A 23,870-nucleotide genomic window follows, 5' to 3' on the forward strand; every position below is an offset into this window, starting at 1 on the left:
CTTATCCCTCCTGGTGTACGGCAGGGGAATGAGAAAGCAGATTGCGCAGCCGTGTCTGCATGACTTTTTCCAGTAGAGGCTGGCTTTTCAACCGTTCTGGCAGATCCATAGAGATCGACTGCTGGCTCAGTGTATCCAGTTCTTCGAGGAAAGCCTTGGTGACTGGATCAGTGGTGTTAAAGTAAGCGCGTACCCAGGTGGAAATGGTTTCCAGCGATTGTCTGTAGGTCTCGTTTTGGTGACGAGGGATCGCCTGTGCAGCCACCAGTAGGCGTGAACGGATGTTTTCACGCAGATAAATATCCTGATTCGGTGCTAGCAGCGGTTCGGCGCTAGCATCGCGGCGGCGGAGGGTAATAAAGTCGGCCATAAAGTTGTGCCAGCTTTTGCTCAGGTTCTGCCGCCATTCGCCGATCGAGCTGGAAAGCTCATCGCTGTCTTGATCCATTGGCGCTTCGTCGGTGTTGTTCTCCACCAGACGCAGATTATCAACTTGATTGGACAACTGATTGACCCTGAGGATAATACCATCGAAATCCACTTGAGTCAGGTTGGACAGGGTATTGATGTCTTCAAAGATGGCGCGGCGCACCTCAAGCAGGCTTGGGTCATTCATGTCTGCCAGGCTGGTATCGGCACTCTTCAGCAGTGTCGCCGCACTGGTGACGTCCTGATCGCTCCACAGTTTGCGGCCGGCCATTTTTACCAGAAAGTCCGCTTGTGCTAACAGCCAGGTTTTGGCATCGCTGCCGGAAAGGGTGGCAACCTTTCCCTGCAATTCATTCAACTGGCGAGCCAAGGTCGCCTGTTCTCGGTCAGCGGCATCCAGCCTTTTGCTCCGTTGCCGCAGTAAACCTTCCAGCACGCTTCTTTCCTGTTGCAAGCTCTGCTTTAGCACATCCAACTGTTGCTGCATTGCCTGGTTAGTGGAGAGAAACCGCTGAGCCTGCTGGCGTGAATGGTAATAGCCACCCGCACCCAGTGCGATCACCAGCATGATAGCGATCGCACCGAGCATCGTACCAGTATTTTTGCCTTTACGGCGATCAGCGTCTGGCTGTTGGAGGTTCTCAGCCGCTGGGGTTGGTTCTTCAACCGGTGTAGATGGGGTATTTTGTTCCTTCATCATGGCACATCCCATAGTCAGGTTTATTTTAACACACGGATCAACGCGTCATTGTCGGCGCTATCGGCTACGCGAATGGTGCTCCAGCCCAAGTCTTGGGCGAGGATAGCCAAACGTTCACTTACTACGACCAGGCAGCAACGCAACAACCACAAGGAACGATAGTAATCAGGAACTAGAGTATAGAGCTGCTGTAACATTTCACCGCTGGTAACCACTAGCGTATCGACACCAGCCCGCTGCCAGTGGACGCTTTGCTCATTGCCATCGTAATATACCGGGCTGCGTTGATAACATTCATAATAGCTTACGGCGGCACCTCGCTCGCGCAATGTATCGCCGAGCAGCCTACGCCCACCGTTACCGCGCAGGATCAACGCCTGTTTGCCGTCCAATTTCTGTAGCGCTGGCAGCATCAGCAGCGTTTCACTGATTTCGCGTTCGTGCGGGTATACCACCGGCAGACTGCTGATGCGGTGTAACGCCAACCCGCTGGCCCGGCCTATCGCATAATAGGCCAAATGGGTCGGCCATGTCAGCCCGGCGCGACCCATGACCGAGTCGGCATAGTTCACTGAGTGCTGTGACAAAACAAACACCAGATCACCGATGTTGAGTTGCAGCAAGGTCTGTGGCAGCTTCGGCAAGTCGCAACCGGGGGTGAAATCGATCAGCGGCGCATGATAGGCAACCCGGCCGAGTGCGCGCAACCGGTTTACCAGACGTTCTCCCGCAGGAGTAGGGCGCGTTACCAGAATCGTCATGCCAGCGGATTTCCCTGATAAACATCATGCAGGATTTTACGCGCGCCGCGTGCCAGTAGTTCCTCCGCCAGTTCGACGCCCATTTGTTCGGCGCTGGCAGCCGGGCCACGGCATTCGCCACGTACCATTTGGCTACCATCCGGGGAACCAACCAGCGCGCGCAGCCATAGGTTATCGCCGTCCAGTTCGGCATAGCTGCCGATCGGCACTTGGCAGCCGCCTTCCAGACGGGTGTTCACCGCCCGTTCGGCGCGCACTCGAGTTTCGGTGGCGGCATGGTTCAACGGTGCCAGCAGTGTGCGGGTGGTTTCATCGTCGAGACGGCATTCAATGCCCACCGCGCCTTGACCAACCGCTGGTAGACACTCTTCGGCGCTCAGTGGGCAACAGATACGCTGTTCCAATCCCAAGCGCTTCAGGCCAGCCACTGCCAGAATAACAGCATCGTAGTCGCCGTTATCCAGCTTTGCCAGGCGGGTGCCAACATTGCCGCGTAGATCGCGCACTATCAGGTCTGGCCGACGTTCTCGTAGCTGGCACTGACGGCGCAAGCTGGAAGTACCGACAACGCTGCCCTGCGGCAGTTGATCGATCGAAGAGAAGCGATGGGATACCAATGCATCGTGCGGATCATCACGCTCACAAATGGTAGTCACCCCCAGGCCAAGTGGGAAACTCACTGGTACGTCTTTCATCGAATGAACGGCGATGTCTGCACGCTCTTCCAACAGCGCCTGCTCCAGTTCTTTAACAAACAGCCCTTTACCGCCGACTTTCGCCAGTGGCGTATCCAGAATAATATCGCCACGCGTCACCATCGGCACCAGTTCAACCTGTAAACCAGGGTGGGTGGCTATCAGACGTTGCTGAACATAATGTGCTTGCCAGAGAGCCAGCGGGCTTTGCCGGGTGGCAATTCGAATAATGTTATCTAACATGCTGGTTACCGTTTTTATAATTTGCCCGCCATCCTACCACTGAGCGTCAACACTGTCAGTGCAAGAAGCCACAGGTGCTACAGGTAAAGAAGGGGCAGTTAACATTACAGATATACCCTAAATAATTCGAGTTGTAGGAAGGCGGTAACGCTGGGCCACGGGCTTAACCTCCGGGATAAGGTTCATTAATCCCCAGGCGTTTACATCATTCAGTGACTAGATTGAGCGAGGAAAACTAACGCACAGGCAATCTGAAGTATCGCGGGTATAAGAGCCTATCCCATTAAGCTCCAAATCGTTTAAAGAGGCGGTGCCCCAAACAGCGAAGCGTTACATCCTTTACGGTCAATCAGCAAAGTGTTAAATTGGTCACGTTTCCGTCAAATATTCTTATAACACTCATGGCACAATGGAATACGCATTTTTTCTAAACACTGGGATAATCAGGTGAGGCGTCTTGTACCTTTACATCGAGACACTGAAGCAAAGACTGGACGCGATCAATCAATTACATATTGATCGCGCCTTAGCAGCCATGGAACCCGTGTTTCAACGGGTATACCGTCTGCTACCTGCTCTATTGCACCACCACCATCCCCTAATGCCGGGTTACCTGCACGGTAATGTTCCCCATGGCGTTTGCCTCTACACCCCTGATCAACCCCAACAAGATTACCTTGATGACTTAGCAGATGAATGGGAAAGCCCGTTTGCCAAACCAGCCAGTGATGAACTACCGATTGCCAGCATTTACTCGATGGGTAGCACCTCTTCGATCGGCCAGAGTTGCAGTTCGGATCTCGACATCTGGGTCTGTCACCAGTCCTGGCTAGATAATGAAGAACGCCACCTTTTGCAGCAGAAATGCAGCCTGCTGGAAAAGTGGGCAGCGTCGTTGGGGGTGGAAGTCAGCTTTTTTCTGATCGATGAAAATCGCTTCCGCCATAACGAAAGTGGCAGCCTAGGCAGTGAAAACTGCGGCTCTACTCAGCATATCCTGTTGCTAGATGAGTTTTACCGCACTGCGGTGCGCTTGGCTGGCAAACGCATTCTGTGGAATATGGTGCCGGGCGAAGAAGAAACGCATTATGACGAATATGTGCTGTCGCTCTACGCACAAGGCGTGTTAACACCGAACGAATGGCTGGATCTCGGTGGCCTGAGCACATTGTCGGCGGAAGAGTACTTTGGTGCCAGCCTGTGGCAGCTATATAAGAGCATCGATTCGCCTTACAAGGCAGTGCTGAAAACCCTGCTGCTGGAAGCCTACTCCTGGGAATACCCCAACACCCAACTGCTGGCGATGGATATCAAAAAGCGCCTGCACGCTGGCGAGATCGTCTGCTTCGGACTCGACGCTTACTGCATGATGCTCGAACGAGTCACCCACTACCTGACTGAAATCAACGACCCGACCCGACTCGACCTGGTTCGCCGTTGTTTCTACCTGAAAGTCTGTGAAAAACTGTCGTTGGCCCAAGCCTGTGTTGGCTGGCGGCGGAAAATCCTCAGCCAACTGGTGAGCGAATGGGGCTGGAGCGAAGAGCGACTGGCGATCCTGGACAACCGCGCCAACTGGAAGATAGGACGGGTGCGTGAAGCACATAACGAACTGCTGGATGCGATGATGCAAAGTTATCGCAACTTGATCCGCTTCGGCCGCCGCAACAACCTCAGCGTCAGTGCCAGTCCGCAGGATATCGGCGTGCTGACCCGCAAGCTATACGCCGCCTTTGAAGCCTTGCCCGGCAAGGTAACGCTGGTAAACCCCCAGATTTCGCCGGATCTGTCGGAAAAAGATTTAACCTTTATTTATGTGCCGAATGGCCGCGCCAACCGCAACGGCTGGTACTTGTACAACCAGGCACCATCGATAGATTCCATCGTTAGCCATCAACCGCTGGAATATAACCGCTATCTGAATAAACTGGTAGCCTGGGCCTATTTCAACGGCCTGCTAACGCCGAAGACCCGGCTATACATCAAGAACGGTAACCGGTGTGATACCGTCAAATTGCAGGAATTGGTGGCCGATGTCTCCCATCACTTCTCGCTGCGCCTGCCAGCCCCCACGCCGAAAGCGCTGTACAGCCCGTGCGAGATCCGCCACCTGGCGATTATCGTCAATTTGGAAAATGACCCGACCGCCGCATTCAATAATCATGTAGTGCATTTCGATTTCCGCAAACTCGACATGTTCAGCTTTGGTCAGCAGCAGCAGTGCCTGGTGGGCAGCATCGATCTGTTGTATCGCAATTCGTGGAACGAGGTGCGAACCCTGCATTTCAGCGGTGAGCAATCGGTGCTGGAAGCCCTGAAAACCATCCTTGGCAAAATGCATCAAGACGCCGCGCCGCCGGAATCGGTGAATGTGTTCTGTTATAGCCAGCATCTGCGCGGTTTGATCCGCACGCGCATTCAGCAGTTGGTATCGGAATGCATCGAGTTGCGCTTATCCAGCACCCGCCAGGAGCCTGGTCGCTTCAAGGCGGTACGTGTCGCCGGCCAAACCTGGGGGCTATTTTTCGAACGCCTGAGTGTCTCGGTGCAGAAGCTGGAAAACGCAGTGGAGTTCTACGGTGCTATCTCCAATAACAAACTGCATGGCCTGTCGATTAAAGTGGCAAGCACTCAGGTGCACCTACCGCCAGCGGTGGATGGCTTCGCCAGCGAGGGGATCATTCAGTTCTTCTTCGAAGATAGCTCGGACGATAAAGGCTTCAATATCTATATTCTGGATGAATCCAACCGGGTAGAGGCTTATCACCACTGTGAAGGCAGTAAAGAGGAACTGGTGCGCGACGTCAGCCGCTTCTACTCTTCTTCACATGACCGCTTCACTTACGGTTCCAGCTTTATCAACTTTAACCTACCGCAATTCTATCAAATCGTGTCGCTTGATGGCCGCACCCAAGTGATCCCGTTCCGTAGCAACATGCTATCCAGACGGTACGTAACGGTGGCCGAGGGGGCTGAGGCAGCAGTTCCAAATGCAGTAATAGCGCCAAGGTTATTCTCCCCCCTAAGATTTGATACATAGAAAATGCAATTATGGGTGAAAGAGCGTGCGCCAGTAGTTTGCCACGACCCCGCATAACCATCGATAGGCTTAGCACCTATCCATTAGGCTATTTTATTTGCCATGTTGCCCTGGGCAGTGCTTCCTCTCTTCACCTACGCGCCAGTTGTTGCGCGTTGTCCATGTCCAAACTGGCGGCAACACTGTACGCCTACTGGGATAGGTTATTAAAAATAGCGCTGCCAACACCTTGTTAATTCAACGGTCTATGCACTCTGCATCCGAATAAAGCCCGCTTGGCTATACCCTAAAGAATTCGAGTTACAGGAAGATGGCGAAGAAAGCTAACGCACAGGCAACTTGAAGTATGACGGATATATACGCCAGCCAGGTTGCGGGAACCCGTTAACTTCGCGACAGGATGCAAGCCGGCGTATCACAGAAACCGGCAGGATTGAATGTGGATTAAGCAAATATAGGGCTGTTCAAACCTGGGGCGCATAATTCACTTGTTTTTTGCTCGCCTGAGGGAATAATATACATAAATTACATATCTTTACAGCTTGTGAGATGAATATCTTGTGAAAAGGACTTTTCTATCGATTTTACGTCGGATAAAGGCGGTGTTTCCCACCCTTGCGGGGGTTTTGTTAGCTTTCTCTTCCTCGATAATAGCCGCCACACCGTCCGCCCCCCCTGCTCAGGAGCCAGCGGCCATTGATGCCCGTGAACAGCTTCGCCAGCAACAACGTGAACGCGCCCTGCGCGAGCAAAACACCCCACAAGCCGATGAACGCCTCCCGCGCCCCAACATGGCGCAGCCCGATTATCCTACCAATGAGCAGCCCTGCTTTACCATCAGCAAACTGATACTTGTGGGGGACTCAGCCACGCGCTTTCAGTGGGCGCTCAACGCCGCCGCTGACGCCAGAGGCCGTTGCCTGGGCGGACAGGGCATTGTGCTCGCTATCAACAAAGTACAAAACGCCATTCTGGCCAAAGGTTATGTCACCACCCGAGTGATGGCGCAGGAGCAGGATCTGACCAAAGGCGTCCTGACGCTCACCCTACAGCCCGGGCGCATTGGCGACATCCGTTTTGACACGCCGGTCTTCTGGCGTGGGCGGCTGTGGAATGCCATCCCAGCCTCAAAAGGGGATATTCTCAACCTGCGCGACATCGAACAGGGCCTGGAGAACTTCAAACGGGTGCCTAGCGTCAACGCCGACATCAAAATCATACCCGGCGTGCGGGAAGCCACCAGTGGCCTACAGGTGAACTGGAAAGCAGGCAGGCCAGTGCGGCTCAGCCTGGGGCTGGACGACAGCGGTGGCAAAAGCACCGGGCAATATCTCGGTTCCGCCACCTTGTCGGTGGATACGCCTTTTGCGCAGAACGACCTGTTTTACGCCAACCTTGGCGAGGATTTGTTCCAACACGGGCCATTCGGCAACCGATCGCACACCCTGAACTACTTCTTCCCGCTGGGATATTGGGCATTTTCCGCCAACTACAGCGACTACAGCTACCATCAGAACATCCCCAATGCCAACGAAGTACTGCATTACAGCGGCAAGAGCGACACTCTCCAACTGACAGTATCCCGGTTGCTGTATCGCGACCAGTCGCACAAGACCACGCTCAACCTGCGTGGCTACCGTAAGTATTCCACTAATGCGGTGAATGACATCAACATCGACCTGCAAAAACGCCGTACCGCTGGCTGGGAGTTAGGGCTAAACCAGCGCAGCTACCTTGGCCGCACCACGCTGGATGCGAACATCAACTGGCGGCGCGGCACTGGCGCACTTAATGCCTTGCCAGCCCCGGAAGAGGCGTCCCACAGCGGCAGCGCCCGCACCGGTATGCTGCTCGGTGACCTGAGCGTCAATCAGCCCTTCGCCTGGGGTGAGCAGCCTTGGCGATACTACACCAGCGTACGTGGCCAGTGGAGCCAGAGCGCGCTGACGCCGCAGGAGCGTATGGCCATCGCCGGGCGTTATACTGTCCGCGGCTTTGACGGCGAACAAATGCTGTCTGGCGAAAAAGGCTTGCTGTGGCGCAACGAAATCGCCTGGAATATGTTTTCACGCGGGCACGAGCTGTACCTGACCACCGACTGCGGCCGCGTAGACGGCCCAGGCACCCGCGACCTAGTCGGCCATCAACTGGCGGGCAGTGCGCTTGGCGTGCGGGGCATGCTGTGGGGACTGTTCAATTATGACCTGTCTGCCGGGTTGCCGCTCTACAAGCCGCAGGGCTTCCACACCTCAGGCGCGACGGCCAGCTTTAGCTTCAGCCTGGAAATCTGAGGCCCAAGCGTCATGATACCGGCCCTTTTGCAGATACTGACCTGAACAGACTGACTTTTCTCACGGATGTGACCCATGAACAAACATTGCTATCGCCTCATCTTCAGCCGCACCCACGGGGAGTTACGGGTGGTTTCCGAACTGGCTCGCAGCTACAGCACTGAACCGGGGCAAAGCCGGGGTAGCGGCGGCATCCGCTTGTGGGTAACAGTGCGCCGTGCGGTGTGGCTGCTGGGGTTGGCGCTGTTTGCCGGGCCTGTCCTGGCCGATGGCATTGTGGCAGATGTCACCGCCGCGCCCGGTCAGCGGCCCGAAGTCATCGCCACCCAGAACGGTTTGCCACAGGTCAATATCACCGCCCCCAATCAGGCTGGGATATCGCACAACCAATACCAGCAGTTCGATGTCGACGCCAAAGGGGCCATCCTCAACAACTCGGCGGTGATCACCGCCACCCAGATGGCCGGGATGATCCAAAGCAACCCCAACCTCAACCCCAATGCCGCCCCGGCGCGGGTCATCCTCAATGAAGTCAACAGCAACGATCCCAGCCAACTACGTGGTTTCCTGGAGGTGGCCGGCGGGCAGGCGCAGGTAATTGTCGCCAACCCGGCGGGCATTGTCTGCAACGGCTGTGGCACCCTCAACGCTGGACGCATGACGCTGACCACCGGCAAGCCGCAGTTGAACGCCGACGGCAGCCTGGCAGGCTACCAGGTCGAGCGCGGTGTAGTGCGTGTTGAGGGCGGCGGACTCAATGGTGATACCCGTCATGACACCGAGTACGTAGATATCCTGGCGCGTGCGGTAGACATCAACGCCGGCGTCTGGGCCAAAGCCGGGCTATCGGTGGTCGCCGGGCGCAACCGGATAGGTGCGGACGGCACCACAGCAACGCCGCTGGCGGACGACGGCAGCACCAAACCCGAACTGGCGATAGACATGGGGCAGATGGGCGGCATGTATAGCGGCCAAATCCGCATGATAGGCACCGAAGCTGGCGTGGGGGTACGCAACCAGGGCGGACACCTGCAAGCGGGCAAAACCCTGACCATCAGCAGCGAGGGCAAACTCAGTTGGCAGTCGGCGGCGCAAGAGGCTGTCACCGTGGCTGGCGGGGATATCCGGCTGACGGCCCGTAACGCTATCGACCACCACGGCAAGCTGCACAGCGGCGGCACGCTGGTTATTGCGAGTCGGGCTGGCAAACTCCGCCAGTCCGGCACCCTGGCGGCGACCGGCGATGTCCGCCTGAGCGCTAACAGCGGTATAGAGAGCCACGGACACTTGCTGGCTGGCAGCAATGCCAACAGCCAGATTGTGTGCGATGCGGATCTGCGGCTGGACAGCCAAGGTGACATCCGCGCCAGCGGTAGCCTGCTCGGCAAAAAGGACGTCACCCTGGTCGGGCATCGGGTCGATATCAGCGGCGTGCAGTTGGCCGCCAACCACGCCACCCTAGTGGCACGAGAAGACGGCGTGGCATTGCGCCAATCGCAGGTCGACAGCGGACAATTCACCCTCAACACGGTAGGCGATGTTGACGCGCAACAGGCGCAGGTTAAGGCAGGTCGCTGGGAGGTCAATACCCACCACCTGCACAACCAAAAGGCTGTCTGGACACAGACAGGCGGCGGCGAGAGCCACTTCACCCTGACTGGCAAGCTGGACAATACCGATGGCAGTATCGAGGCCCACAGCCTGGCACTGACATCAGGAGCACTGACCAACCAACACGGACGTCTGGTAGCACTCAACGACAGTGCGCAGTACTGGCGGGTCAGCGGAATACTCGACAATAACAGCGGTGAGTTGGGCAGCAACGGCGACCTTCAGCTTGACACTGGTCGCCTCGACAACCAGGGAGGCACGGTAAAAACGCAGGCAGCGCTTACCCTCTATGCCAGCGGCGATATCAACAACACCCAGGGCAAGGTGCTGGCAGGTAATGCCCTGCGGCTTGATGCGCTGGGCGCATTCGACAATCAGCACGGACAGGTCAATGGTGCGCAATTGCTGCTGACGGCACAGCGTCTGAACAATGCTCAGGGACAGGTGGCCAGCCAGGGGGATGTCACCCTAACGACACGTCAAGGGCTAAACAACCAACGCGGCCTTATCGGCGCTGGCAAAGCGTTGACCATTCATATTGGCGATGATGGGGATAATGGCGCTGGCAGCGCGCAAAGTGAAACGCCACTGATGGCAACGGCGCAAAACATCGACAACGGCGCGACTCGGTCGCGCTCCGGCCAGGCGTTGACATCAAACGCGGCGGGAGCAATAGACAATCGCGCTGGCGAAATCAGCGGCGAGTCGCTGGTGCTGACGGCACAGCAGATCAACAATACCCAGGGCAAGGTGATAGCCCAGCGTGATGCGAACTTGACAGCCCAACAAGCACTGAGCAATGCCAACGGCCTGCTTGAGGCGGGCGGCACACTCAGCATGCGCACCGATGGCGACTGGGATAACCGCGACGGCACCGCGCAGGGCGGCCATCAGGTCACTGTCGCCACTCACACCCTCAATAACGCCAGTGGCCGGCTGCAATCCGGTGGAGACCTGACACTTGACAGCACAGGCGACATCAGCAACCAACGCGGCAAACTGACCGCCCAGCACACTCTCGACATCAAGGGGGCCACAACCGGCCTGTTTGACAACGACGGCGGATCGCTACAAAGCGGCGGCCCCCTGTCACTGCACGGCGGGCGGCTGACCAACCGCCAATCCGGCCGGGTGCTGAGCCAACAGGCATTGTCACTGATCCTGGCTGACGACTGGGACAACCAGGACGGCCAGTTGACCAGCAGTGGCCGCACCTTGGTACGCGCGGCGGGCCTGCATAACGCGCAGGGGGCCATCAACGCGCTGGGCAACCTGGACATGCAATTCACCGGGAAGCTGGATAACGCCCATGGCCACCTCTTCAGCCAGTCAACGCAAACACTCCAAGCACAAGAGATCGACAACCAGCTCGGCTGGATGGGCAGCCAGGGTGACTGGTTCGCCACCAGCGAACATTTTGACAACACAGGGGGCAGCGTACAAGGCCAGCAGGGCGTACAGCTAGCGGCAACCTGGCTCCATAACGCCAAAGGCGTGCTGCAATCAGCCGCCAGGCTGGCACTGCGGGTGGCGCAAGATATCGACAACCAAAAAGGCAAGATAGCCGCCCAAGGGCCACTAGCCGTGCAGGGCACCACACCCGATGCTACCACCGGACGCATCAACAATGCCGGCGGAAAGTGGTTGGCCGGTGAAGCCTTGAACATCGCTGCAATCAGCCTCAATAACACCCAGGGCGGCCTGCTGTACAGCCAAAAACACCTGTATTTGAATCTGAAAGAACAGTTGGACAACCGCCAGGGCAGGCTACAGGGCGGCGAGGCACTCAAACTCGACGCCCAGACGCTGAACAATGCCAGCGGCACGATAGACGGCCAGCAACGGTTGGCGCTACGCATTCTCGGCGGGTTGGATAATGCGGGCGGTGCCGTGCGTAGCAATGGTGACCAGCAAATAACTGCGGCAAGCATTGACAACCGCCAAGGGGTATTCAGCAGCCGTGGCGGACTGACGCTGACGGCAGCGCGGTTAGATAACACCAACGGCACGCTCATCAGCCAGGGCACCGGTATCTACCGCATCGAGATGCTCGACAACCGACAGGGCAAAGTGCACAGCGGCGAGGCGCTGACGCTCGACGGCAGGCAGGTGAACAACCAGCGTGGACAACTGGTCTCGAGCCAGGCATTGACACTTAAGGCGAACCAACTCGACAACAGCGGCCAGGGTACTCTCAGCAGCCAGGCCGCGCTTGAAGTGCAGACCGACCATCTGGACAACCGCGACGGTGGCCGGGTGCTGGGTACGACACACACCAGCGTGACCGCACGCGACATCGACAATATGGCCGGATGGCTACAAAGCGCCGGCACCCTCTCCCTCACCGGCGTATCCACGCTGAATAACCGCCAGGGGCGCATCCTGACCAATGACGCACTCAGTATCAATGCCGGACAAGCGCCGACAGACTCGCCGCTCGTCCTACTCAACCAGAATGGCAGGCTGGAGAGTGCTGACGCACTGACACTCCATACTCGTACCCTGGACAACCAGGGTGGCACCCTGTTGGGCTTGCAAGCGCTCACTTTGACCGCACAACAAGACTACACCCACCAAGCAGGTGAAACGATCAGCAGTAACGGCACGGTGACGTTCTCCGTAAGCGGTGCCTTCAACAACCTGTCTGACTGGCTATTGCCGGGCAACCTGATACTCAATGCCGCCCGCATCACCAACCCGGCCACGCTGGTGGGCAAAAAGGTTCAACTGACCACCCACGCCTTGCAAAATACCGGGCGACTTGAAGCGAACAACATCACGCTCAACGTCGACACCTTGGACAATGCTGCCACCCTAATGGGGGATGACATCAGCGTACAGGGACGCGTCATTGACCAGCACGGCCAGGCGGCAGTGATGGCCGCCACCCAGACCCTGACGCTACAAGCCGGAGAGCGCCTGACCAACCGAGACGGTGCCTTGCTTTACAGCAGCGGTCGCCTGCACTTGGGCAGCAATGACCTGATTGAGAATCGGGCAAGCTTCATTGAAGCGGAGGGTGACGTCAGGGTAGAAGCCCAACGCCTGAATAACCTGCGCGAAGGGTTGGTCATTGAACGCGACGCGGAAAAAAGCGATTACAAGTGGCACCGCTACAACTATTACTGGCGCTCTTACGGTATGGACACCAATACTGACAAGAGACCTATGGCACCAACCACCCAGCGACTGACCTTCCGGGATGACGCCAGCGCGCAAAACAACCGCTATGGCACCCTGCTGGCCATCGATGCAGCCGGCAAGCGCGCCCAGGTGCGCGTTAAAGACAATCGGGATCAACTGACCGACCTGTGGGTCAACTACTTGGCACTCAAACCCAACGCCGACGGCAGTTACGCCATGACCTTCTACGAAACCCGTGGCTTCCAGCAGGTGGAGGGTGTGCCGACGCCTTATCACAACACCGTGTGGCGTGAGTTCGACAGTGGGAGAATTGAGCAGTGGGATCCGGAGCAGCACCTCGATATCGACAAGGCCCCGGGCGTCACCGACTACAACAACCTCCGCGAGCGCAGCGCTACCGGCACGGTCACGCGCGACAGACTGGTTTCTGAAGGCGTCGGCGCGCACATTCTGGCCGGGGGCAACATGGTGTTGCATATCACCGGAGCGTTGCTCAATGATGCCAGCGTCATCACCGCCAACCACAACCTGGGGATTGAAGGAAACGGCAAGGTCGACAACCGCGGCTACTCAGTCAACGAGCGGCGTCATGAGTACATCGTTGACCATTATGATCAAGACACCCATCACTGGCATCCGACGTTCCAACATGATGAGACCACGGCACTGACCACCGTTGACGGCGTCATCACCGGTAACGGCAATGTCTCCATCCACAGTGCCCATATCACCAACACCACGGTCAATCAGGCACAGACCCGCAGCCTGGAAGCCGCACTGAAAGCCGTAGACGCCGAACGTGCCGAAGTGGAGCGCAATCCGCTGGCCTTTACGGTGGACGGCGGCACACCCCCCACCCCCGGCAGCCAGACAGCGCTCAGCCCATCATCACCGCTTGAGCGCCCGCTGTTGCCTGCCCAGTTGGCGCTAACCGCCATGCAGCATCTGGGCAACGTGGCGACCGCCATTCCCAACAACGGCCTGTTCCGTCAGCATCCGGCCATCGGTAGCCCCTTCCTGGTGGTGACCGACGAACGCTTTACCCGCCGCGACGCCTTCATCAGCAGCGACTACTTACTCTCACGAGTCGGCTACCACCCGGCGCAGGTACACAAACGCCTGGGGGACGGCTTCTATGAACAACGCCTGGTGCGCGAACAGGTGCAACATCTGATCGGTCGGCCTTCAGTGCACGGCGAAGACGCGATGACGCAGTACCAACATCTGATGAACAACGGTGCAAAGGTCGCGCAGGACTTCCATCTGCTACCGGGCGTGGCGCTGACGCCCAAACAGATTGCGGCATTGCAACAGGACATCGTCTGGCTGGTGAGCGAAACGGTTAACACTGCAGAAGGCCCGCAAACAGTATGGGTACCGAAAGTGTATCTGGCTCAGCGCACGCTGCGTCTAACCGGCGATGGGGCAATAATTGGCGGCAACAACCTGCAACTCTCGGCGGGCAGCGTCAGCAATGCTGGCAACCTGTTTGCCAACAAAGTACTGACTGTCGACACCGGGCAGTTCGCGCATCAGGGCGGTGATATCCGCGCGGGCAGCATTAATGTGCGGGCGGACAGCCTGACGCTCAGCACCAACCTGCAAGATGCCTTGCGTCAGGCGACAATGAGCGCTGGCGACATCAGCCTCAGCGGCAGCGATATTCACCTGCGGGGGGCGAAACTCAACGCCACGCAAAACCTCAGCCTGAACGCACGCAACAACCTGCACATCACCGCCGCGAAAAACAGCCACACCGCCAATCTTGAGGTCATCTCTGGTTCCATGGGCAACCGCACCCGTGACGGTATGGAAGAGGCTGGCACACGCATGGCACAGATCAGCGGCAAGTGGCAGCAGGCACAGAGCAGCGAACTCAACGCTGGCGGCAACCTCAGCCTGAAGGCCGGGCAGGACATCACCGTGCAGGGTAGTCAGGTTCGAGCTGGCGGCACCAGCCAACTCCAGGCCGCAGGCAACATCACCCTACGAGCGGAAACCACCACCAACAACACACACCTTACGGCTAACAGCCGCACCTCATCAGTGAACAACCACCGTCAAGAAGACAGCCTACTGCTCAGTTCCCTGAGTGGTGACAAGGGAGTGACCCTGGTGGCGGGCAACCATCTGCTGGCCGAAGGCGCACAGGTTGACAGTGCGGAAGGCCGTATTGGCCTCAGCGCACAGGACGTCACCATCAAAGACGCACGCCAGCACATAGCAGACCAAGACAACGAACAAAAACACAGCGGCAAGACCCAAAGCCAGCGCGCGCGAGCAACGGAACGCGAAAACAGCATCGGCAGCACCTTCAGCAGCCAGCAAGGCGTCACCGCTATCGCTCGCCAAGGGGATGTGACCGTCACCGGCAGCACCTTGCACAGTGAACAAGGTGCCATCACGCTACAGGCGAAAAAGGACGTCACCCTCAACAGCGCCACCGAACGCGAATCGCAATACAGCGAAGAACGCTCAGAGCGAAAAAGGTTCCTGAGTAAAAGCAGCAGCCACACCCTGACCGATGACCGCGTCACGTATCAAAAGGGCACCCTGCTCAGCGGTGAGCACGTCAGCATCAGCGCCGGCCACGACCTCAGGGTGAAAGGCTCGTCCATCGCCGCTGACCGTGACGTCAGCCTACAGGCCGGTCACAACGTCGACATCGGGGCCGCCACCGAAACCGCGTCCCACACCCTGCTGGAAGAGGAGAAAAAGAGCGGCCTGCTAAGCAGTGGCGGTATCGGCTTTACGATTGGCAGCCAGTCGAGCAAACACGAAATCGACGAAAAGGACATCACCCAAAGCCAGAGTGTCAGCACCATCGGCAGCAACCAAGGCAACGTCAGCATCACCGCAGGCCACCAGATGCATATCGGCGGTGCTGACCTGGTGGCTGGCAAGGATCTGAACCTCACGGGCGACAGCGTCACCATCGATCCGGGGTACGACCAGCGCACTCGCACAGAGACCTTCGAACAGAAGCAGAGCGGCTTGAGTGTAGCGTTGTCGGGCACAGTGGGCAGCGCACTCAACACCGCCGTCAGCGCGGCGCAGCAGGCAAGAAAAGAAGGTGACAGCCGACTGGGTGCCTTGCAAAACACCAAGGCGGCGTTGTCCGGCGTGCAGGCCGCACAGGCCTGGGAGCGGGATAATGCCCTGACCGCTTCGGCGGAAGCAAAAAATGCCGCAGCCGGTTTGCAGCCAGGAGATAAAGGTGCGGCGCAGGGTGCCACCAATACGGTGGGCATCAGCGCCTCCTACGGTAGTCAGTCGTCGAAGAGCGAAACCCGCACCGACAGCCGCCAGTCGCAGGGCAGCACGCTGACGGCCAGGCAAAATATGTCGATAACGGCAACGGGTAAAAACAACACCGCGCACAGTGGCGACATCACCATTGCCGGAAGCCGGCTTAAGGCAGGCAAGGAGCTACAGCTTGATGCGGCGCGGGACATTACCCTGCAGTCTGCGCAGAACAGCGAAAGCACCATCGGCAAGAACAGCAGCAAAGGCGGTAATGTCGGCGTGGGTATCGGCGTCGGCTCGGGTGGGTACGGCATCAGTGTCTCGGCCGGGATCAATGCCGGCAAGGGGCATGAGAACGGCAACGGCCTGACCCATACCGAAACCACCCTGGATGCGGGCAGTAATCTCAGCCTGACCAGCGGCCGGGATACCACGTTGAAAGGCGCGCAGGCGAGCGGGGGAAAAATCACCGTCGATGTGGGACGCAACCTGACGTTGCAAAGCGAACAGGCCAGCAACAGTTATGACGCCAAACAGCAGAACGTCAGCGCGGGCGGCAGCTTCACGTTCGGCTCGACGACCGGTTCAGCCAACGTAAGCGTCAGCCAGGACAAGCTCAAGAGCAACTTTGACAGCGTCAAAGAACAGACTGGGTTGTTTGCGGGTAAAGGCGGGTATGACGTCAAAGTCAAAGACCATACTCAGCTCGACGGTGCGGTGATAGCGAGCACTGCGAATAAGGACAAGAATCATCTCAATACCGGCACCCTGAGCTGGACGGATATCCACAACCAGGCGGACTACCAGGCCGAGCACAGCGGTGGCTCGCTGAGCACCGGTGGGCCGGTGGGCAAAGATCTGCTAACTAACATGGCTGGCGGCATGCTGTCGGGAGCCAACAACAGCGGGCATGCTGAAGGGACGACGCAGGCCGGTGTCAGCGAGGGCACGCTGATAGTGCGCGATACCGACAAACAGCAACAGGATATCGCACAGCTTAACCGGGATACGACACATGCCAACGACGGCAGCATCACCCCTATCTTTGATAAAGAGCAGGAGCAGAGCCGGCTCAAACAGGCGCAGTTGATAGGAGAGATTGCTGGGCAGGCGATGGACGTCATCCGCACCCAGGGGGACATCGCCGGGCTGAAGGCACAGAAGGAGCCGGGTGCGTTGGCGCAGGCCAGAAAGCAGTTGGAGAAGAGCGGCAAGTCGTTTAGCGACGCGGAAGTGATGCAGCGGGCATACGACAACGCCATGCAGCAATACGGCACTGGCAGCGGCTTACAAAAGGCGGCACAGGCGGTGACGGGCGTGCTGACAGCGCTGGCGGGCAACAACCTGGCCGGGGCGCTGGCGAACGCTGCCTCGCCGTATCTGGCGACGGAAATCAAGAAACTGACCACCAACCCGCTGACCGGTAAGGTAGATGTTACCGCCAACGCGATGGCGCATGCCGTGCTGGGTGCAGTGACGGCGCAGTTGAATAACCAGTCGGCCGCCGCTGGCGGACTGGGTGCCGGCGGCGGGGAACTGGCGGCCCGGTATATTGCTGAACAGTTGTTCCCGGGCAAAAAGCCGGATGCACTGAACGAAGCGCAGAAACAACAGGTCAGTGCACTGAGCCAACTGGCGGCAGGACTTGCAGGGGGCTTGGCGACAGGTGATACTGGCGGTGCAGTGACCGCCGCCCAGACCGGTAAGAATGCGGTGGAGAATAACTCGCTGAGTGGTGACAAAGCCCGCGAGACGGTGAAACAGGCTGCCGAATCCCTGAAAGACCAGATCAGGAATAAGCTGGGTGAAGGCACAACCTCCTCCATCGCCAACGCAATTATTAACGGTCTGGCTGATACCGGCGATGCGGCATTGGGCTCTGTGGATTACGCAGCAGATGCGGCAATGGCACTGGCGGCGTGTGCAGCGGGAGACAGCTATTGCTCCACAGCCCTGAATGACCTGGCCGGGAAGAATCAGGCGGTGGCAGACAGCGTTAAGGCGCTGATGCAGAGCGAGACCTGGTCAACAGTTGCCGACACCATCAAACAGGCATCTGAAGGCAATCAGGGAGCGCTGGAAGCCACGGGCGGGATGCTGGCCGGGATTATATTGCCGGGCAAGAAAGTTCCTGTTGTTATTAAAGCAGTTGATCCAACTATAAAAATTGCTACAGGAAGTACTGTTGGTGCTTTTGAAGCGAGCCTGTCCAAGCTTCCACCAGGAGAGCGAGTAGCTATTGTAAAAGAAACAGTGAATAAAGTTGTCGTTGAACAAGGCATGGTGAAAGACAATAAGCTGACCAAACTAAATAATCGGGATGTTTATCGAGGTACTGATGGCAATTTATATGCACTTGATACTCAGCATGGGCGATTTGAGGCTGTCAGCCCGAAAGGTAAGCATTTGGGCGAAGTTGATTTCTCTATGCAAAAAATCCCTAACAGCATAGATAAGTCAGGCGGTCATGATTTGAAGGTGAAATAATGAAACTTATTGATTATAAAAATAAATCTATCAAGAGAGGAACTGTCTTTAGGTTACCTGCTGTTTGGCCATATGAAGAATGGGTTGATTTTATGGTCATAGATTTATTTGAAACTCATGGCTTAGTTGTATCTTCTGGTCACAAAGCTGGCCTGATTTTAATATCTTTACCAATCGAAAGTGCGTCAATCGAAGGTAGAGCATTAAGTACAGAATGGGTCATTACCAATTGGGCTAAATGGATATATCCAGAATGTAATGTTGAAGATGTTCACATTCTTGATGAATATGTAGCAACTCCCATTGTAGTGGCATAGTTAATTTGGCCACCTGAATAGAGGTGTAGTGGATCACAAAATCAGGACACTGGGCTAGCTTGTTTCCACCGTTCTTCATATACGCAAGGTGGTACGCCACCATTGCTTGTGTGAGGACGAAAAACATTGTCATAACGGTTTATCCAGTCGTTGATATCACGTATCGCATGACCAAAATCAACATAACCTCTTTTTGGTAACCATTCGCTTTTGAGACTGCGAAAGACTCTTTCCATTGGCGAATTGTCCAGACAGTTCTCTCTGCGACTCGTACTTTGCATCCCCCCCTATCGCCAGAGTAACTTTCTGTATTTGTTGCTTTTATACTGACTACCCTGATCCGAATAGAAACAACAGCCGCCCATTACGTTGTCGCGTTTTCACCACACCAGACGTGGTTTGGGGCTGCAGGGTTAAACTGCCGACTCAATAAGTTCGGCAATGCCGGACTGTTGTCATCGTTTTTTCGGTAACGGGGTTTAACCGGCTGGCTGCTTGTCAGTCCGCACTCCTGCATCAGGCGTCGCGCCAGCCATCGGCCCGCATCAATCCCACTCTGTCGCAGCATCTGGCTGATTGTTCGGCTACCTGCGGCACCACGACTAAGAGCGTGGAATGCGCTGACCCGACTTCGTCACTCAACTCTTTGCACATTTATGGGGCTTTTCAGCTGCGCGTAATAAACGCTACGGTGAACACCGAACAAATGACAAAGAACCCGTACAGGCCATTTCGTTTTTAGCCGTGTGATTAACGCGATAATTTTCCGGGGATTTCGCTCATCAGCACGGCAGCCGGCTTTAGTATTTCTTTTTCCATCTTAAGGCGCTTTATCTGCGCTTTAAGCCGCTGAATTTCACGTTGCTCAGGTGTAATGGCATTCCCAACCGGCCCAATACCCAGACGTTCTTGTTTATACAGCCGTATCCATTTGCGCAGATGCTCAGGATTGAGTTCGAGTGCCAGAGCACCCTCCCGGGCAGCGCGCTGGTATTTAACTACCCGCTCAATAGCGTCGAGTTTGAACGCCGGGGAAAATGTACGTTTAGTCCGACGAGTTTTGATCATTCATCACCTCATATTCGCTGTTTAACATTAACAGGATTTAGAAGTGTCCTGAATTACTGATCCACTACACACGGGTCGTCATGCCTTTGGCGTACAGGGACAAAATCTGGCTGTCCATCTGCGTGATACGCGTCTGATTTTTCTTTATCAGTTGCGGTTCGAAGGTGTTTTCACGGTCACGTGGCGTATTCAGTTCGATTTCACCATCGTCACACAGCAGGGTTTTGGATGAATAGCCGTTGCGGGTATTTGAGTCCAATTTTGGGGCATTTTTCTCGTGCCCGAGGTGCTCTGTCAGTTCAGCATTCAGTGCTGTTTCGACGGTTAACTTCGTCAGCATACGGGAAAACGCATTGAGATCTGCTTCGGTTTTATGGCCTTTAGCCAGTTCAGCCGCAAGGGCCGTGAGTTTTTTTTCGTCCATAATTTACCTGTCTCCGTGACTGGAGTGAACATATCAAAAACAGGTTAGTTTATGGACGAAAAACAGTTGCAGGCTCTGGCTAACGAATTGGCAAAAAATCTCACCCCCCCCTGAGGAACTCAACTGAACCGCCCCGGTTTTCCGGGAGAGTGTTAAGTCTGTGAACTCAGGCTGCCAGAGCCTTATTCCCGGTGGTAGCGTAATATGACTTTTCCGCTTCTGCCGGCGGGATATGACCCAGCCGTTCCAGTAACCGTCTGTTGTTATAACCGTCCACCCACGTCAGCGTGGCCAGCTCCACTTCGGCGAGGTTTTTCCAGCTCTGTCGGTGTATCACCTCCGCTTTGTAAAGCCCGTTGATGCTCTCCGCCATCGCATTATCGTATGAGTCGCCCGTGCTGCCGGTCGAGGGCAGCAGTTTTGCATCCTTTAGCCGCTGTGTGTACGCCAGCGACACATATTGCGAGCCTTTATCGCTGTGATGGATTGTGCCGCTGGGGCGTCTGGCCCACAACGCCTGCTCCAACGCATCCAGCACGAACGCCGTTTCCATCGTGGACGATACCCGCCCGCCCACGATACAACCGGCGAATACATCAATGACGAACGCCACGTACGCGAACCCCCGCCAGGTGCTCACATACGTGAAGTCTGACACCCACAACGGGTCTGGCTGCTCTGCCACGAACTGACGGTTCATCCGATCGCCCGCAGCGGCCTCTTTCCGGCTGACGGTGGTTCGCACTTTTTTACCCCGCAGTACGCCCGTAAGCCCCGCCGCTTTCATCAGACGTGCCACCGTGCATCTGGCCACTCTCGCTTGCAACTGGCATCAAACCTTGCGCACACCATACACACAGTGGTTTTCATCATACACGCGCTGTACCTCCACCTTCAGCAGGTCATCATGCCGCGCTCCGGATAGCGTTTATGTTGCTGATGCCGGTAATACGTCGACGGGGCGATATCCAGCTCGTGGCATACCGATCCGACCCCGTGTTTGCTGCGCAAGGCATCCACCAGGGGCATAATTTTTTCCAGAGGCGGTCGAACTCCGCCTTCGCAAAATACGCGGAAGCCTGGCGCAGGATATCATTACTGCGACGCAGTTCGCGGACTTCGCGCTCCAGCTCCTTCAGACGCTGGCGTTCAGTGGTACTCAGTCCGCCATCACCGCCACCGGTATCCCGTTCATGCTGGCGAAAGCCAGGTACGAAGAGTCTCCGGCGTGCAGCCTATCTTGGGGGCGATGGAGCTGAGAGCGGCCCATTGCGAACCATATTCGTCCTGGCTTTCCAGAACCAAACGAACGGCCCGCTGACGGACTTCGGGGGAAAAGCGGGTATTTTTAGTCATCCTGTTTACCTCTCTCTCAGAAAGTTTAGTCTCCAGGATTACCGGTGCGGTTCAGTATTCTTTGTCACCGGGTTTGGCGTTCTTGACATCCTATGCTCTATGTTGACGATGAAACAGTATAACTGGTTATAAAATAAAGCTAAAAAATCAGGTTTGTTGAATTGGGCAGAGTGGTGTTGACTTGATGTTCACTGCCGTACAGGCAGCTTAGAAATTTATAAATTAAGGATCTTCATGAGCACAGACTTAGAACACATTCGCCAATTTATCTGCAAACAGCATCTGCTAACGATCTGTGCCAGCAGTGGTGCAAAGATGTGTGGAACGGGTAGCGATATGATGGATATGTGGTGTGCCAACTGTTTTTACGTGTTTGATGCCGAACTTATGGCGCTGTGGTTGATGACAGAGACCCATACCCGCCACGGCGCGTTGATGTTGGAAAATAGCCGCGTGGTAGGCACCATTGCGCCAAAGCCAAAGGCCATAGCGTTGATCTGCGGGGTTCAGTACCGCGCTGAGGCGGTGCTGCTCAGTGGCGATGAAGAAACGCTGGCTCGCACCCGTTATGGTAAGCGTTTCCCGATCGCCAGAACGATGCCAGCACCGATGTGGCGCTTGGATTTGCAAGAAGTGAAAATGACCGACAACTCCCTCGGCTTCGGCACAAAGCTGCATTGGGTGTGTGCTTAGGCGTGTGGCCTCTATTTCCGGGGGGGTAATTAACAAGAGAGTGGCTATGTGATTGGCAGATAAAATGCGTATGGGGGGATCAGCATTTCGCCTTATTCCTCGCTCTATGTCCGTTTTGCGGGCGCAATAGCACGAGTAAACGCTCACTGGAAGGTGAGGATGAAGCCGCAGGCGCTGTGTGAAGCGCTTAATGCAACTTATGCGCCACTTGATTGCTGCTGCCACGCCAGGCAATGCCGGGTCTTTTAAATCCTGTACAAACTTGCCGCCAATCAGCACGTTAATTTGATTCACCCCCTGCTTTTACTGTGCATCCAGTTCCGCCAACTGGTAGCCAGGCCAGAGTACTCGCTGCGCACCCGCTTCACCAATTGCAAAATGGTGGGTACATTGGCTGGATGCAGCGGATCGCCGCCAGACAGCGACAATCCTTGGCGTGGAATGCGCACATCGTTCAAATCGCCGATCAACTGATCCTCCAGCGCTTGGGTAAATGGCAGGCCGGAGGAGTCGCCAAGTGTTTTTGTTGTAGCAGCCGGGTCACGGGCGCTCACAGCCAGCAACGAACAGCGTGCTGCGGGTGCTGGGGCCGTTGACCACATCAATGGGGTTGTATTGGTGGTAATTCATGTGAGGTTTACCTATTGGGTTATTTTAACCTTGGCAGTGGCTCACAAAATGCAATGTATTTTGCACGCTTTCAAGAGAGCAGCCCACAGGGTGATCAAAGCGCATAAATCCCCACATCCCCTCTTACCATCGGTTTTTTCCGTGCTGGGCGGAACAATAACACCCGACGAACAGGGTTAGAGTCTATCCCAGTAGGTTATTTTGTTTGCCATTTTTGCCTTGGGCAGTGCTCACCCTCCTCACAGACTCCCTTGCGTGCTGTCCTTGTCCAAACTGGCTGCAACAATATGTGCCTACTGGGATAGGCTCTTATATTGCACTTCAATGGGCTTAACTGCCCTGACCTGCCCACTACCGAGGTGTTTAACCTCTTCCTGTTTACTGGAGTTGAATGGCCTGGCACCCGGACTGCCGAGATAATCCCATACCCAGCGGATAACCGAGACCTTGGAAGGGCCATGGTTGCCGCAATTCGGGCAGGTAAGACCCTTGCTGATGCAGGCAAACTTGCCAGTGAAAGCGCACGGGTAGCACTCGTCGATCGGTGTGTTGATGCCGCAGTAAGGTCGCTGTTGTTCCATATGTCTTCCAACGCCTTTAAATTGTGCTGTAGGTGGGGTACTCGCCGCCACAGATGAAGCCACCATTGGCTAATGGCGGAGAGCTGCTGAGAAAGCTACTGCAGCCCATCGGTGTTTTGAACGAGCCGATGACTTTCACCACTTGTTCGTCATT

General features: G+C 56.2%; 8 protein-coding genes, 5 pseudogenes and 1 other annotated feature. Of the genes and pseudogenes, 5 read left to right on the plus strand and 8 right to left on the minus strand.

Features of this window, described 5'->3' with window-relative positions; genetic code table 11:
- Nucleotide 1 precedes the first annotated feature (1 nt).
- Genes hemX through hemC form a run of 3 tightly spaced genes read right to left on the minus strand, consistent with a single transcriptional unit; the run spans nt 2 to nt 2,828 of the window.
- Complete coding sequence (hemX, locus tag SYMBAF_RS01310; RefSeq protein WP_040264613.1) at nt 2-1,126, minus strand: uroporphyrinogen-III C-methyltransferase; 1,125 nt, start codon at nt 1,124-1,126, stop codon at nt 2-4.
- A gap of 23 nt (nt 1,127-1,149) precedes the next feature.
- Nucleotides 1,150-1,890 carry a uroporphyrinogen-III synthase gene (gene hemD, locus SYMBAF_RS01315; RefSeq protein WP_040264394.1) on the minus strand — a complete coding sequence of 247 codons (741 nt, stop codon included), beginning with the start codon at nt 1,888-1,890 and terminating at the stop codon, nt 1,150-1,152.
- The gene (gene hemC / locus SYMBAF_RS01320) at nt 1,887-2,828 is read right to left on the minus strand and encodes a hydroxymethylbilane synthase (RefSeq protein WP_040264392.1); all 942 of its coding nucleotides are present in this window, start codon (nt 2,826-2,828) and stop codon (nt 1,887-1,889) included. Before hemC ends, hemD begins: the two co-directional genes overlap by 4 nt.
- A gap of 457 nt (nt 2,829-3,285) precedes the next feature.
- Between hemC and SYMBAF_RS01325 the strand changes: the two genes are divergently transcribed.
- From SYMBAF_RS01325 to imm45, 4 genes are all read left to right on the plus strand, one after another.
- Nucleotides 3,286-5,868, plus strand: a complete 2,583-nt coding sequence (locus tag SYMBAF_RS01325; protein WP_152609065.1) for a class I adenylate cyclase — start codon at nt 3,286-3,288, stop codon at nt 5,866-5,868.
- A gap of 602 nt (nt 5,869-6,470) precedes the next feature.
- Complete coding sequence (locus SYMBAF_RS01330; RefSeq protein WP_226019872.1) at nt 6,471-8,159, plus strand: ShlB/FhaC/HecB family hemolysin secretion/activation protein; 1,689 nt, start codon at nt 6,471-6,473, stop codon at nt 8,157-8,159.
- A 75-nt stretch (nt 8,160-8,234) separates the two neighbouring features.
- Nucleotides 8,235-18,647, plus strand: coding sequence for a hemagglutinin repeat-containing protein (locus SYMBAF_RS01335; protein ID WP_040264388.1), 10,413 nt, complete (start codon nt 8,235-8,237; stop codon nt 18,645-18,647).
- Nucleotides 18,647-18,964 (plus strand): Imm45 family immunity protein, encoded by a 318-nt coding sequence (gene imm45 / locus SYMBAF_RS01340; RefSeq protein WP_082026875.1) that lies wholly within the window; start codon nt 18,647-18,649, stop codon nt 18,962-18,964. The genes SYMBAF_RS01335 and imm45 overlap by 1 nt, the downstream gene beginning before the upstream one ends.
- A 41-nt stretch (nt 18,965-19,005) precedes the next feature.
- On the opposite strand, the pseudogene SYMBAF_RS01345 reads toward imm45, so the two are convergent.
- From SYMBAF_RS01345 to SYMBAF_RS01355, 3 pseudogenes are all read right to left on the minus strand, one after another.
- A pseudogene (locus tag SYMBAF_RS01345) lies at nt 19,006-20,032 on the minus strand (IS3 family transposase).
- Between the two features lie 70 nt (nt 20,033-20,102).
- Nucleotides 20,103-20,456, minus strand: a pseudogene (locus tag SYMBAF_RS01350) (transposase); the annotation flags it as partial.
- 166 nt (nt 20,457-20,622) lie between these two features.
- A pseudogene (locus tag SYMBAF_RS01355) lies at nt 20,623-21,812 on the minus strand (IS3 family transposase).
- Nucleotides 21,414-21,530 (minus strand) — a sequence feature (AL1L pseudoknot). (Overlaps the previous pseudogene by 117 nt.)
- Nucleotides 21,813-22,046: 234 nt before the next feature.
- Here SYMBAF_RS01355 and SYMBAF_RS01360 point away from each other — a divergent pair.
- Nucleotides 22,047-22,505 (plus strand): YhbP family protein, encoded by a 459-nt coding sequence (locus tag SYMBAF_RS01360; RefSeq protein ID WP_040264382.1) that lies wholly within the window; start codon nt 22,047-22,049, stop codon nt 22,503-22,505.
- A gap of 187 nt (nt 22,506-22,692) precedes the next feature.
- Here the strand turns inward: SYMBAF_RS01360 and nrdG are convergent.
- Both nrdG and nrdD read right to left on the minus strand, forming a co-directional pair.
- A pseudogene (nrdG, locus tag SYMBAF_RS01365) lies at nt 22,693-23,135 on the minus strand (anaerobic ribonucleoside-triphosphate reductase-activating protein).
- A 293-nt stretch (nt 23,136-23,428) separates the two neighbouring features.
- Nucleotides 23,429-23,810 (minus strand): annotated as a pseudogene (gene nrdD, locus SYMBAF_RS17430) (anaerobic ribonucleoside-triphosphate reductase); the annotation flags it as partial.
- Nucleotides 23,811-23,870: the final 60 nt, after the last annotated feature.

The sequence above is a fragment of the Serratia symbiotica genome (assembly GCF_000821185.2).
Lineage (GTDB): Bacteria > Pseudomonadota > Gammaproteobacteria > Enterobacterales > Enterobacteriaceae > Serratia > Serratia symbiotica.

Bases quoted from the DNA above. Each gene is read 5' to 3' on its own strand.
- SYMBAF_RS01335 (WP_040264388.1), top strand. From the start codon at position 8,235: ATGAACAAACATTGCTATCGCCTCATCTTCAGCCGCACCCACGGGGAG.
- hemC (WP_040264392.1), bottom strand. From the start codon at position 2,828: ATGTTAGATAACATTATTCGAATTGCCACCCGGCAAAGCCCGCTGGCT.
- hemX (WP_040264613.1), bottom strand. From the start codon at position 1,126: ATGAAGGAACAAAATACCCCATCTACACCGGTTGAAGAACCAACCCCA.
- SYMBAF_RS01360 (WP_040264382.1), top strand. From the start codon at position 22,047: ATGAGCACAGACTTAGAACACATTCGCCAATTTATCTGCAAACAGCAT.
- hemD (WP_040264394.1), bottom strand. From the start codon at position 1,890: ATGACGATTCTGGTAACGCGCCCTACTCCTGCGGGAGAACGTCTGGTA.
- imm45 (WP_082026875.1), top strand. From the start codon at position 18,647: ATGAAACTTATTGATTATAAAAATAAATCTATCAAGAGAGGAACTGTC.